Source organism: Prevotella sp. oral taxon 299 str. F0039, from assembly GCF_000163055.2.
Classification (GTDB): domain Bacteria; phylum Bacteroidota; class Bacteroidia; order Bacteroidales; family Bacteroidaceae; genus Prevotella.
Genome location: NC_022124.1, coordinates 430,719 through 444,056, shown reverse-complemented (window position 1 = coordinate 444,056; position 13,338 = coordinate 430,719). Strand labels below are relative to the sequence as shown.

Here is a 13,338-nt window from a genome sequence, read left to right as displayed (position 1 = left end):
ATATAGAATAAAAAAGAATCCTAATTTGCACTATAAAAACACATAATCAACTAACCACAAAAGAATTGTTAGTCTTTTATCGGGTTCCAACCTTGTGCTTTCAATTCAAACTCATTATTATCTCGTGTAACCAATTGCATTCCAAACTCAGGCTTTGTGATGTGTCCAATAATTTTTACATTCTGCATGTTACTTATTTTCTCATGATCTCCAATGGGAACAGTAAATAATAGTTCATAATCTTCACCACCATTAAGAGCACAAGTCGTAACATTCATATTCAACTCTTCAGCCATTATAGCAGTTTGATAGTCGATAGGAATATTTTTTTCATATACTCTGCAGCCACAATTACTTTGCTTACAGATATGAATAAGCTCGCTACTTAAACCATCAGAAACATCAATCATTGCAGTGGGATGGATATTTTCTTCTTTTAATTGCTTAATAATATCTCCCCTAGCCTCTGTTTGTAGCTGTCGTTGTAATAGATATTCTTTACCAGCAAAATCGGGTTGAAAGTTTCGAAGCTCGTCAAGCAGACTTTGATTGTTGTTCTTTCTCGCTTCGTCTACTTGCTGATAGTAAACCACTTTCTCTCTTTCTAGCAACTGAAGTCCCATATATGCAGCACCAAGATCTCCAGAAACGCAAATCAAGTCAGTATCTTTAGCCCCGTTTCTATATACGATATCTTCTTTATTGGCCTCACCAATACAGGTGATACTAATTGCTAAACCTGTATAAGAAGAGGTTGTATCTCCTCCAACAATATCCACATTCCACTTTTCACACGCTGCTCTTACTCCGCTATAGAACATCTCTAAATCCTCAACAGTAAAACGTTTACTAAGTGCCAAGCTAACCGTAATCTGCTTTGGTGTGCCATTCATGGCGAAGATATCACTAATATTAACCATAGCCGACTTGTATCCAAGGTGTTGAAGATCTATATAAGTAAGATCAAAATGAACACCCTCCATCAACATATCAGTAGAAAGAAGAACCTCGCTAGATGGATAATGCAATACCGCACAATCATCTCCAATACCATAAAGAGTTGATTCGTTTTGTGGTTTTATATCTTTTGTTAGGTGATTGATCAATCCAAACTCACCAAGTTTTGAAATATCTGTCATTAATTCAATTACTTAATTATATTATAAAATTGCTATATAAAGAAAACTTATTGTTATTTGTCATAAATAGGGAAAAGAACCAACCTCTCAATAGATTACTATATTTAATCATTTGAGGTTGGTTCTTGTTTTTATGTCTTATGGTTTGACTTCTTTTTGTATTATAGAAGAACAACTGATTATGAGCGACGAATCATCTCACGCATAATCTCTGTCATCAAAGGTTGAGCCTTATTCGCTGCAATTTGCACTTCCTCATGACTCACTTCAACAGCGGTTCCTTCCAATCCAAGATCGGTAATAATACTCATACCAAACACTTTAATACCACTATGACATGCAACAATAACCTCAGGAACAGTACTCATACCCACAGCATCAGCGCCTAAACGATAAAATGCACGATATTCAGCAGGTGTTTCGAATGTTGGTCCGCTTACACCCATATAGACACCATGAACCAAACGGATACCCTTTTCCTTAGCAATACTATTTGCTAGTTCTATAAGTCCTTTGTTATAAGCCTCATGCATATCAGGAAAACGAGGGCCAGTAGGGAAGTTCTTTCCTCTTAAAGGATGTTCGGGGAAGAAGTTAATATGGTCTGTTATCACCATAAGATCGCCTATTTGAAACTCAGGATTCATACCCCCAGCTGCATTTGACACAAAAAGAGTCTCAATTCCAAGCTCGTGCATGACTCTTTGAGGGAAGGTAACTTCTTTCATTGAGTATCCCTCATAATAATGAAATCTACCCTCCATAGCCATAATATCTTTGCCACCAAGTTTACCAAATATAAGTCTTCCTGCGTGTCCTTCTACAGTTGACACTGGGAAATTTGGTATATCGTTATAGGAAAAACTATAAGTATCAGTTATTTCTGAAGCTAATTGTCCTAGTCCTGTTCCCAATATTATTGCTGTTTTTGGACTTGTTGTCATCCTTTCTTTTAGCCAAGATGCTGTTTCTTGAATTTTTTCGTACATAACTTGTTATTTTGTTATTAAATAATTCTTGTTGATCAAGCATAAAAGATACCATAATTGGTAACACATATAACGAATCTTTCAACTCTTCTAATTCTGATTCTAAATGTCTCAATCGTGTGGCATCCTTCTCTGTTGTTATAATCATTTTAGGGGAAGGCATACTTTTATAGGTCGCTATCACCTCCTGTAAATCCTTATCAGTAAATTGATGATGGTCACTATACGATAAAGATTTTATTTTATTGGTGTATTGTTGCAAGTCAACTATGATTTGCTTTGGCGAAGCAATACCCGTTAATAATAGTACATTGGTATCGTTTGTTATTGAATCAAGAGGCTGTTGTTTCTCTTTAAACAATAATTTTAAGTCGCAATAATCAATTGTTGTAAAGAATAAGCTTTGATATGGGTAGAGATCCATTGCTTTTGTTAGAACTCTAAACTCCATTGGTTTAAGGTCTTTAGGGCACTTTGTTATGATAACAATATCCGCTCTCGACTTTCCTTCTTGTGGCTCTCTTAATCGACCAGCAGGCAATAACTTGTCATATATAATCAATCGATGATAATCTATCAATAAAACATTGATACCAGGTTTCACATATCGATGTTGGAAAGCATCATCTAAAAGAATAACATCAGTATCTTTTGTTTCCTCTTCACTTGTAATTTGGTCTATACCATTGCATCTATCTTTATCTACTGCAACGTAAACATCAGGATATTTCTCTTTCATCTGAAATGGTTCATCTCCTATTTCAAAGATTGAAGAATCTTTTGTTGCAAGCTGAAACCCTTTACTTTTACGCTTATACCCACGGGATAATACTGCCACTTTCACTTGATCTTTAAGTAAACGAACAAGATATTCAACGTGAGGAGTTTTACCTGCACCACCCACTGTTATATTTCCTATAGATATAATAGGTATCTTATAGGTCTTACTTTTAAGAATTCCTATTTCAAATAGTTGATTTCTGAATCGAACTGCAAGCCCATATAACCAACTAAAAGGCAGAAGCCAGTCGTTTATTTTTATAAAATCACCTTCGATTCTCATAGTTCTGACTATTTAATATTTAAAACATAAGGAAGTTGAGCCTGCATCATTTGGCGTTGTTTTGCCACCCTCACCATAGCAAGAGGTTCGTATAAGTCACCTAAGGTCAAACGCAATTGCTCGTCAATATAGTTATTTCGTCCTTCTGCTTCCTTGAACATATCCAACCAAGAAGCTTGTGCTGGATAGTTGTTTGTAGTATAATTGGTTAGTTTTGCTAGCTGTGCAGCCTTAGCAATAGCCTCATTCAATCCTCCGAGTTGGTCTACTAAATGAATATTAAGTGCATCTGAACCTAACCATACATGTCCTTGTGCAATCTTTTCGACTTGTTCGATAGTTAAATGACGCCCTTCCGCCACTCTTTTTCTAAACAAAGAATATCCTCGTTGTATCTTTGCAGTTAAATATTTTACCTCATCTTGATTTAAAGGACGAGCAAAAACGTTACCAAAAGAACTATTCTTATTTGTTTGTATTTCATCGAACTTCACTCCTAGTTTGCCATTAACTAAACCACTAAAATCAGGAATAACTCCGAAAATACCGATACTTCCTGTTAGTGTTGTAGGTTGAGCTATAATCCAATTGGCATTACAACTTAAGTAATACGCACCAGAAGCAGCATAATCACCCATAGAAATAACAACTGGTTTCTTTGCTTTGAGTTCTGTAACTTGATGCCATATTTGTTCAGAAGCATATGCATCACCACCACCAGAGTTAATACGTATAACAACAGCTTTAATATTATCGTCTTTCATAAGCTTCTCTAAATCAGTGCACACTGTTTGGCTAACAATATCACCTCCTTGTGCAAAGAGTCCTACTGCCTGGTTTTGTACAATTGTTCCTTGAGCATAATACACAGCTATTTCATTATTATCACTTGTGGAGTTCTCAATTTGCTGCATATCAGATATACCCACTTGATTAATAACATCTGTAGGTTCTTGTCCCAATAGTTTATTAATGATGGGCTTAATTTGGTCGGTATAAACAAGACCATCAACAAGTTTATAAGACAAGAGCTGTGTTGCAGCTTCTAAAGCGATAAGTCTATCAGCATAAGCGTTTAAGGAGTCTACCTCTACCCCTCTGCTCTTTGCAACAGATTGGCATAAAACTTGCCATGTCCCATTGAGGAAACGACCTACTTGCTCTTTGTTTGCATCACTCATTTGGTCTTCGGTGTACATCTCTGTTGCACTCTTATACTTACCAACCTTTATAACATTGTATCTCACTCCCACTTTAGCAACGGCATCTTTTATAAACATTGGCTGAGCAGCAAGACCATGCCAGTCGAGCATTCCTTCTGGATTTATCAGTACTTTATTAGCAACAGAAGCCACATAATAAGCTCCTTGAGTGTATTCATCTCCGTAAGCAATAATCCATTTTCCTGAGTTTCTAAAGTCAAGAAGAGCATTTCTAACTTCTTGAAGAGTTGCATAACCTGAGCTTAGTAATCCTGCTTCGATATAAATACCTTTTATATTATCATTACTTTTAGCCTTTTGAATGGCAGAAAGTAGTTGATCTAACCCTAAAGAATTGACCGTATTGCCTGTTATTTGTCCAAGTATATTCTCCTTAGTTTGTTCCTCTATTGTACCTGAAAGATTGAGTACAAGTACTGAATTATTTTTAATTGCCATCTTAGAACTAGACGACGCAACCATTCCCACAAAGGAAATCATTAATATTATAAATACAATAACGCTAAAAATAATTAGTCCAGTAATAGTGGCAAGTACTGATTTGAAGAAACTTTTCATATACTTTTTGTTTTATGCTCTATTAAATGATGTAGAAGTTTATAACAGTGCAAATTGAAAAGAAATGCTTTAACCTGCACATAATAATGCAAATATAGCAAATTATTTTAATAGTATAAGTATTTGTAGCTATAAACTTTCAACTGAAACAAAGTTATTTCTACTTTTCTTATACCATTATTTGTGGTTTTCTATTAGTCTTTACAATCTTAAACCAATAGAATGAAAGTAAAAAAATTAACCTATGATGGTGAATTTGGCAAACTTAAGTAGCAATTGTTTGGTTCCTATATTCGCAAATTCGACTGTTGCTTTGGCATTTTCACCTGTTCCTTCTAATTGTAAAACCTTTCCTTTTCCAAATCGTTGATGCTCAATTATTGTCCCAAGTTTCAAGTTACCTGCAGAAGTAGACGTACTTTCTACCTTTGTTTCAGCATTACTTGGATTGATCAGACGATTAACCTTAACCAATCTTCCACCCTCTTTCACTAAGCGTTGCTTAAATCTTTCTGAGAAAGGATCGACCTTTTGTTCTGGTTTTCGTAAGCCAACAATACGTGGTTTTGCATCTGCCATAAACTGAGAAGCCACAGGATGACTATTTTGAGCATTCATTCTCGAATTATTTTGCATTGACATTGCATTGTAAGAGCTATGCTTTAATGAGCTAAAAGCATTGCTATTATCATCAAATTCGATATATTTTTTATCCAATTCTTCTACAAATCTACTTCTATTGTTAAACTCCACATTACCAAAGCGATATCTATTTTTAGCAAAAGTAATAGTACAACGCTTCTCTGCTCGTGTGATAGCAACATATAAAAGACGTCTTTCTTCTTCTAACTTACGCAAAGAATCGCACATCATAGGACTGGGAAAGATGTTCTCTTCCAATCCAACAATGAAGATATTGGGATATTCCAATCCCTTTGAAGCATGTATCGTCATCAATGAAACTTTATTATCTGTATCGTCGTTTGAATCAGAATCAGACAATAAAGCAACCTGTTGCAAGAAATCAGGCAATCCAATTGAATCTCCCTCTCCTTCTTCTTTACGAGCATCTACAAACTCTTGAAGACTATTAATGAATTCTTGTATATTCTCTTGACGTGATAAACCTTCAACACCTGTACTCGAAAATATGTCTGCAGTAATTCCACTTTCTTTGATAATCTGCATTCCTAATACAAAAGCATCTTTTTTATCGAGTAGCTCTATAAATCCTCTTATTAAGTTAACAAATCCAGAGAGTTTTGTTATTGTACCCTTATTAAGAGATACATTGTATTTTGCTGGTGAAGAAATTACCTTCCAAAGGCTTACATTATGTAAACGAGCAGCATCAATAACCTTTTGAATTGTAGTGTTTCCAATACCTCGAGTAGGATAATTAATAATTCTTTTTAAGGCTTCTTCGTCAGAAGGATTAACAACAAGTCTAAAATATGCAATAACATCTTTTATCTCTTTTCGTTGATAAAAGCTGAGCCCTCCATAAATAACGTATGGGATTTGCATTTTTCTCAGCTCGTCTTCAAAAGATCTACTCTGTGAGTTCGTGCGATATAAAATGGCAAAATCTTTATATTCATCGTCAAAATTTCTCCGTATTTTATTAATATCTCTACAAACAATAGATGCTTCTTCTCTATCTGATGCCGCTTCTTTTACTACGAGCTTCTCCCCTTTTTCTTGCATGCTATAAACATCTTTGGGGATTTGATGTTTATTATATTTAATCAATCCGTTTGCTGCTTGAACGATATTCTGTGTTGAACGATAGTTTTGTTCAAGCTTAAAGAGTTTTGAATCGGGATAAACTTTCTGAAAACTCAATATATTATCTATGTTAGCACCACGAAAACCATAGATACTTTGCGCATCATCTCCAACAACACAAATATGTTGTTTCTCTTTGGTTAACAAGCTAACAATATGTTGTTGCACTGAATTGGTATCTTGATACTCGTCTACTAAGATATAAGAAAAAAGGTTTGCATACTTTTGTCTGATTGTTTCATGCTCCTTAAATAATCTATAAGTGTTCATTAATAGATCATCAAAATCCATACAATTGGCATTAACACATCGTTGAGTATAAATCTTATATATACTGTATGTCAATGGAATATTGTCTCTTTTATCTCGGTCAATAAGTTCAGAATCCGACGCATATTGTTCTGAAGAGATAAGCATATTCTTTGCCATACTTATTCTTGAAGATATAGTTGCGGGCTTATACACTTTGTCATCTAATTGAAGTTCTTTCACGATAGTTTTAATTAAGGAACGTGAATCGCTTTCATCATAGATAGTAAAGTTACGCTGATAGCCTATTGTAGCTGCTTCGTTTCGAAGAATTCGTGAAAAAACAGAATGAAAAGTACCCATTTGTAATTGACGTGCAGACTGCTCTCCCACTAGAGTTGCTATTCTTTCTTTCATCTCATTAGCAGCTTTATTGGTGAAAGTCAAAGCCAAGATACTCCAAGGCATAAAGCCTTTTTCTATCAAATAGGCAATTTTATAGGTTAGAACACGTGTCTTTCCAGATCCAGCTCCTGCAATAACAAGCTGTGGTCCTGATATATATTCAACCGCTTCTCTTTGCTTTTCATTTAATTCATTCAAAAGATTCATCCTTTTATATGTTATTTTTTAGTTTCAAGAACAGTTCAAATTATAAGTAATAACTATTTTTCTTTTGGGTCTTCTCCTTCTTTTGGCATCAAAGGAACATGTCGCATTTGAACTAAAATTTGTCTTTGTCGCTTACGAATATATGCACTTGGCAGAGCACTATTGAACTTAATGGGATTAGGAAGCGTTGCTGCTATAAGAGCACAGTCACTTCTTGTTAGTTCGTTTGCATTGGCTTCGAAATGGTATTTAGCAACAGCACTAACCCCATAAATTCCCTTTCCCATTTCAATAGAATTGAGATATACTTCCATTATACGCTGTTTGCTCCACATTAGTTCAATTAATGCGGTGAAATACACTTCAAATCCCTTTCTTATCCACGAACGACCAGGCCAAAGAAACACATTCTTTGCAGTTTGTTGAGATATGGTACTTGCGCCCAACTTCTTGCCTTTCTTCTTTAAATTGTGTTTTGCCGCTTTCTCTATTGCATCATAATCAAATCCATGATGCATCATGAAACGTTGATCTTCACTTGCAATAACAGCGACAGGCATATACTTTGACATCTCAGAAAGAGGTATCCAAGAGTGATGTATGCCTGCTCCTCCTTCATCTCCAGAATGCTGTATACAGCGTATAATCATCAATGGGGTGACATATACGGGTATAAAACGATATAAAACTACTGCAAGAATACTACTTCCAAAGAACAAAGCGAGTATCCAGCGTATAATTTTTTGTACTTGTCTCATAATAATAAAAGAGGAGCACTCGCTATGGTGCTCCCCATTTAAATGCTTTTATAAATAAGTTCTTATTCTTCTTATCTTAAAGTACCATTGTTGGCAGCATTAACCATTGCTTGACTTGCATACAAATACACTTCAACACGACGGTTTTGTTGACGGCCACTAGCAGTAGAATTGCTTGCTACTGGCTCAGAACTACCTTTACCTTGTACGTTTTTGAATTGAGAGCCTGTTACGCCACATGACTCTAAGTAGTTAACAACGCTACGAGCACGACTATTACTCAAAGGAATATTGATTCCATCGTTACCTGTAGAGTCTGTATGTCCATAGATATCAACATGGCAATCTCTGTTTTCTTTCAATATTGTTGCAAACTTTGCAAGATCATTCTTACTTGTTTGACTTAATACTGCCTTATTTGTTGAGAATAAAATGCCACTATCAAATGTTACTTTAACGGCCTTTAAACCATTAGCATCTGTAACTTCTTCAATCTTTGCACTCTTTACTTTTGCTGCGGTTTCTTGGGCAACTTTATCCATATGACGTCCAATTATTGCACCAGCACCTGCTCCTACAGCTCCACCAATTGCTGCTCCTACGGCTGTATTACCTGCAATTCTCCCAATAATAGCACCTAAAACGGCACCGCCTCCAGTACCAATAAGCGCACCAGTCCCTTGTTTTGTTTGACAACTTAATATAGTTAAACAACACATACCAAGTGTTATCATCTTTACATTCTTCATAATTACCTATAAAATTAAATATTACGCAGTGCAAAGGTAATTCTTTTTTATCACAACCCATTTATTTACCAACATTTTTTTGTACTTTTGTAGCCAAATTAAACACTATAATTATAGAGAAATAACTTATGCCAAAGGAACTAAAAGAGCTCACAAAAAGAGCAGAAAATTATAGTCAGTGGTTTAATGATCTTGTCATTAAGGCTGATTTAGCAGAACAATCTGCTGTTAGAGGTTGTATGGTTATCAAACCATATGGATATGCTATTTGGGAGAAAATGCAACAACAACTTGACAAGATGTTTAAAGAAACAGGTGCTCAAAATGCATATTTCCCCCTACTTATTCCTAAATCATTCTTAAGTAGAGAAGCAGAACATGTTGAAGGATTTGCAAAAGAATGCGCAGTTGTTACTCACTATCGTCTAAAGAATAGTGAAAGCGGTGCAGGAGTAGTTGTTGATCCATCTGCAAGATTAGAAGAAGAACTAATCATTCGTCCTACATCTGAAACCATTATATGGAATACTTACAAAAACTGGATTAAATCTTGGAGAGATCTTCCTTTGATGTGCAACCAATGGTGCAATGTAATGAGATGGGAAATGCGTACTCGTCCATTCTTAAGAACATCTGAATTTTTATGGCAAGAAGGTCATACTGCTCACGCAACAAAAGAAGAAGCAGTTGAAGAAGCACGTAAAATGTTAAGTGTTTATGCGACATTTGCAGAAAAATGGATGGCTGTTCCTGTTCTTCAAGGAGTGAAAAGTGAAAGTGAAAAGTTTGCTGGTGCTCTTGACACATATACTATTGAGGCGATGATGCAAGATGGAAAAGCACTTCAAAGTGGTACTTCTCACTTCTTAGGACAAAACTTTGCGAAATCATTTGATGTAACATTCTTAAATAAAGAGAATAAAGCAGAATACGTATGGGCTACATCTTGGGGTGTGTCAACACGTCTTATAGGTGCTTTAATCATGACTCATAGCGACGATAATGGTTTAGTCCTTCCTCCAAAACTTGCTCCTATTCAAGTTGTTATCATTCCTATTGCAAAGGGAGAAGAACAACTATCTGCTATCACAGAAAAACTTCAACCAGTTATTTCAAAACTAAGAGAAAACGGAATCAGCGTAAAATTCGATGATAGTGATAACAAACGTCCTGGTTTCAAGTTTGCAGATTACGAATTAAAGGGAGTTCCTGTTCGCCTTGTTATGGGAGGAAGAGACCTTGAAAGCAACACTGTGGAAATTATGAGACGTGATACTCTTGAAAAAGAAACTGTTTCATTAAATGGGATTGCAGAACACATTATACAGCTATTAGACAACATTCAAAATAATATATTTGAAAAAGCTCGCACGTATAGAGATGAAAGAGTGTATGAATGTGAGAACTATGAAGAGTTCAAAGAAAAGGTAAAAGAAGGTGGATTCTTCCTTTGTCACTGGGATGGTACAGCCGAAACAGAAGCTAAAATCAAAGAAGATACACAAGCAACTATTCGTTGTGTACCTTTTGCTTACGAGCAAACAGAAGGAATAGACATGGTTTCTGGTAAACCATCTAAATATCGTGTGATCATTGCAAGAAGTTACTAATAATATAAATAATAATAGCAAACTATGGAATGGTTAAACAATCTATTTACCAATACTGAGTCGGTTGCCCATATTGCATTGTTATTTGCCCTTGTAATCTCTATCGGAGTGTTATTAGGTAAAATAAAAATTGCAGGAATTTCACTAGGCGTAACATTTGTACTTTTTACAGGTATCATTGCAGGACATATCGGATTTACAGCTCCTCTTCCAATTCTTACTTTTGTACAAGACTTCGGTTTGATTCTATTTGTATTCTGTATCGGTCTACAAGTTGGTCCTGGTTTCTTCGAAAGTTTTAGAAAAGGAGGAGTTACTCTGAACATGTTATCAACTGTAACAATTCTGCTGAACATTTTAGTGATGTTTGGTTGCTACTATCTTTTCTTCGACACATCTAACCCCAACAACCTTCCAATGATGGTAGGAACACTCTTTGGAGCTGTAACTAACACACCTGGACTTGGTGCTGCCAATGAAGCTTTGGTTTCTGTGTTCCCTAATGAAGCTACACGCCCAATGATTGCAAGTGGTTATGCTTGTGCTTATCCTCTCGGAGTACTTGGTATTATTGGAGCAACTATTGCGATTCGCTACATTTGTAAGATCAATCTTGAAAAAGAAGACAAGCAACTCGCAGAGACAGAAATAGACAACCCACATGCAAAACCTCATCAAATGTACTTACAAGTACGTAATTCTTTCATCGTAGGAAGAACTCTTAAACAAATTTCAGAGTTTTTGAATCGTGAAATGGTTTGTACCAGAATGCTACAAAATGGAACTATTATTATTCCTAACCAAGAAACCATTTTCAACTTAGAAGACGAGGTTCTTATTGTATGTGCAGAAGGAGACTATGAAGCTATTCAGGCATTCATTGGTCCTGAAATTGAAGCTGAATGGAAAGAAGATCATCAAGCTCAACCGATGATATCAAAAAGATTAATTGTTACAAGTCCTGCAATAAATGGTAAGACCCTTGGAAGTCTGAATTTTTCATGTATATATGGCGTAAATGTAACACGTATAACTCGACAAGGAATGGACTTATTCGCAACTCGAAACCATCGCTTTCAAATTGGCGATAGAATAATGGTTGTAGGTCCTGAAGATAATGTAAATCGTGTAAGTACATTAGTTGGAAATTCAACTCGACACCTAGATACACCAAATATTGTAACGATATTTATTGGAATCATTGTTGGTATTATTTTTGGAAGTATTCCTATCAGTCTTCCCAGCATGCCAGTTCCACTAAAATTAGGTATCGCAGGAGGTCCATTGATTATTTCAATCCTTATAGGTCGCTTTGGATATAAGTTTAAGTTGGTATCCTACACCACTACATCCGCAAACATGATGTTAAGAGAAATAGGTTTAGTTCTTTTCCTTGCATGCGTTGGTATCAAAGCTGGAGCACATTTTTGGGATACAGTTGTACAAGGAGACGGATTAAAATATGTTTACACAGGCTTTATTATAACTATCATTCCTATCCTAATCATAGGAACAATTGCCCGGATGAAATACAAATTTAATTATTTCACCATTATGGGAATGCTTGCTGGAACATACACAGACCCCCCTGCATTGGCATACGCAAATCAAATTAGCAACAGGGAGGCAGCATCTATTAGTTACTCAACAGTGTATCCATTAACAATGTTTCTTAGAATATTTACAGCACAACTAATTGTACTCTTCTTCTGTGGTGGATAGGGATTCAATTACAATATGAAAAATATAAGGAGGTATTTTAATACCTCCTTATATTTTTTTTGTATCAAGATTAAACTAACAATATCTCATTCTTTACATAATATTGGTAGGTGTATACTATAAAAGTGTATAAGCTCATATTTTAGTATGCTACCATTAAATGCATGCTTACCCTAGACAAATATTTATTGTTCCATACATTTACTACGATGAATAATGCCTAGCTCTTCACAGAGCTAGGCATTTGAACCAATAGGTATTAGTTTTTAAAGGTAAAAAGATTGTATTCAGGATAACAATACAAAAATAATATTTTTATTCTAAGATACCAAATCTTTTAGAAAGATAATTATATCTGCACATTAAAATAACGTTGGGTATGTACTATCCTAAAAGAATAATGTGCTAAGAAAGTGCGTAAACACAAACTTCTTTAGTACACTACCTACTTATAAAATTATTACTATCCGATAAAAACTGATAGAAAGTTCTATAAGCCTTTATCTCTCGACACTACAGATTCATATAACCAATAGGGACTTACTTTGGCTCTCAAATAGTAATAGTTATCAAAAACTTTTACTTAAATGAACTTAAGGCAAATATTCAGAGAAGAATACAAAAAAAATAGTACTTTTAAGGGTTTTCTTTATTACAATGAATAAAAGAGAAAAGTTTTACCGAACTTCAATATTCTAAAATGAATCAAAAAATAATGCTTATAAAATATTTTTATATTGAAACACGCACACAAAATGATAGCTAGAAAAACTCATTGCTTTTTCTATCAAAAAGCAATGCAATTGAGATGTAAACACAATGCTTTTGTATCGCAAAAATAATGCTATTAGGAGAGAACATATAAGATTCTAAAAAGC

The 13,338-nt window shown here is 35.1% G+C and carries 9 protein-coding genes; 2 read left to right on the top strand and 7 right to left on the bottom strand.

Annotated elements, in window-relative coordinates:
• Nucleotides 1-68 precede the first annotated feature (68 nt).
• The 7 genes from thiL to HMPREF0669_RS01770 all read right to left on the bottom strand — a co-directional run bounded on the left by thiL (nucleotide 69) and on the right by HMPREF0669_RS01770 (nucleotide 9,128).
• On the bottom strand, nucleotides 69-1,139 hold the full coding sequence (gene thiL, locus HMPREF0669_RS01800) for a thiamine-phosphate kinase (RefSeq protein ID WP_009228774.1): 1,071 nt from the start codon (nucleotides 1,137-1,139) through the stop codon (nucleotides 69-71).
• A 179-nt stretch (nucleotides 1,140-1,318) separates the two neighbouring features.
• The gene (locus tag HMPREF0669_RS01795; protein WP_009228775.1) at nucleotides 1,319-2,128 is read right to left on the bottom strand and encodes a purine-nucleoside phosphorylase; all 810 of its coding nucleotides are present in this window, start codon (nucleotides 2,126-2,128) and stop codon (nucleotides 1,319-1,321) included.
• Nucleotides 2,013-3,191, bottom strand: coding sequence for a tetraacyldisaccharide 4'-kinase (gene lpxK / locus HMPREF0669_RS01790; RefSeq protein WP_009228776.1), 1,179 nt, complete (start codon nucleotides 3,189-3,191; stop codon nucleotides 2,013-2,015). The genes HMPREF0669_RS01795 and lpxK overlap by 116 nt, the downstream gene beginning before the upstream one ends.
• An 8-nt stretch (nucleotides 3,192-3,199) precedes the next feature.
• Nucleotides 3,200-4,972 carry a signal peptide peptidase SppA gene (gene sppA, locus HMPREF0669_RS01785; protein WP_009228777.1) on the bottom strand — a complete coding sequence of 591 codons (1,773 nt, stop codon included), beginning with the start codon at nucleotides 4,970-4,972 and terminating at the stop codon, nucleotides 3,200-3,202.
• A gap of 237 nt (nucleotides 4,973-5,209) precedes the next feature.
• On the bottom strand, nucleotides 5,210-7,621 hold the full coding sequence (locus tag HMPREF0669_RS01780; RefSeq protein WP_009228778.1) for an ATP-dependent helicase: 2,412 nt from the start codon (nucleotides 7,619-7,621) through the stop codon (nucleotides 5,210-5,212).
• 53 nt (nucleotides 7,622-7,674) lie between these two features.
• The gene (gene mtgA, locus HMPREF0669_RS01775; RefSeq protein WP_009228779.1) at nucleotides 7,675-8,379 is read right to left on the bottom strand and encodes a monofunctional biosynthetic peptidoglycan transglycosylase; all 705 of its coding nucleotides are present in this window, start codon (nucleotides 8,377-8,379) and stop codon (nucleotides 7,675-7,677) included.
• 71 nt (nucleotides 8,380-8,450) lie between these two features.
• The gene (locus HMPREF0669_RS01770) at nucleotides 8,451-9,128 is read right to left on the bottom strand and encodes an OmpA family protein (RefSeq protein ID WP_009228780.1); all 678 of its coding nucleotides are present in this window, start codon (nucleotides 9,126-9,128) and stop codon (nucleotides 8,451-8,453) included.
• Nucleotides 9,129-9,256: 128 nt separating this feature from the next.
• Between HMPREF0669_RS01770 and proS the strand changes: the two genes are divergently transcribed.
• Both proS and HMPREF0669_RS01760 read left to right on the top strand, forming a co-directional pair.
• Complete coding sequence (gene proS / locus HMPREF0669_RS01765; RefSeq protein WP_009228781.1) at nucleotides 9,257-10,738, top strand: proline--tRNA ligase; 1,482 nt, start codon at nucleotides 9,257-9,259, stop codon at nucleotides 10,736-10,738.
• A 24-nt stretch (nucleotides 10,739-10,762) separates the two neighbouring features.
• Entirely contained in the window at nucleotides 10,763-12,460 is a 1,698-nt protein-coding gene (locus HMPREF0669_RS01760; RefSeq protein WP_009228782.1) for a putative transporter, read from the top strand.
• The last annotated feature ends 878 nt before the right edge of the window (nucleotides 12,461-13,338 follow it).

Excerpts from the sequence above, each read along its gene's own strand:
- HMPREF0669_RS01760 (WP_009228782.1), top strand. The coding sequence starts at position 10,763 with ATGGAATGGTTAAACAATCTATTTACCAATACTGAGTCGGTTGCCCAT.
- HMPREF0669_RS01780 (WP_009228778.1), bottom strand. The coding sequence starts at position 7,621 with ATGAATCTTTTGAATGAATTAAATGAAAAGCAAAGAGAAGCGGTTGAA.
- proS (WP_009228781.1), top strand. The coding sequence starts at position 9,257 with ATGCCAAAGGAACTAAAAGAGCTCACAAAAAGAGCAGAAAATTATAGT.
- thiL (WP_009228774.1), bottom strand. The coding sequence starts at position 1,139 with ATGACAGATATTTCAAAACTTGGTGAGTTTGGATTGATCAATCACCTA.
- lpxK (WP_009228776.1), bottom strand. The coding sequence starts at position 3,191 with ATGAGAATCGAAGGTGATTTTATAAAAATAAACGACTGGCTTCTGCCT.
- sppA (WP_009228777.1), bottom strand. The coding sequence starts at position 4,972 with ATGAAAAGTTTCTTCAAATCAGTACTTGCCACTATTACTGGACTAATT.
- HMPREF0669_RS01795 (WP_009228775.1), bottom strand. The coding sequence starts at position 2,128 with ATGTACGAAAAAATTCAAGAAACAGCATCTTGGCTAAAAGAAAGGATG.
- mtgA (WP_009228779.1), bottom strand. The coding sequence starts at position 8,379 with ATGAGACAAGTACAAAAAATTATACGCTGGATACTCGCTTTGTTCTTT.
- HMPREF0669_RS01770 (WP_009228780.1), bottom strand. The coding sequence starts at position 9,128 with ATGAAGAATGTAAAGATGATAACACTTGGTATGTGTTGTTTAACTATA.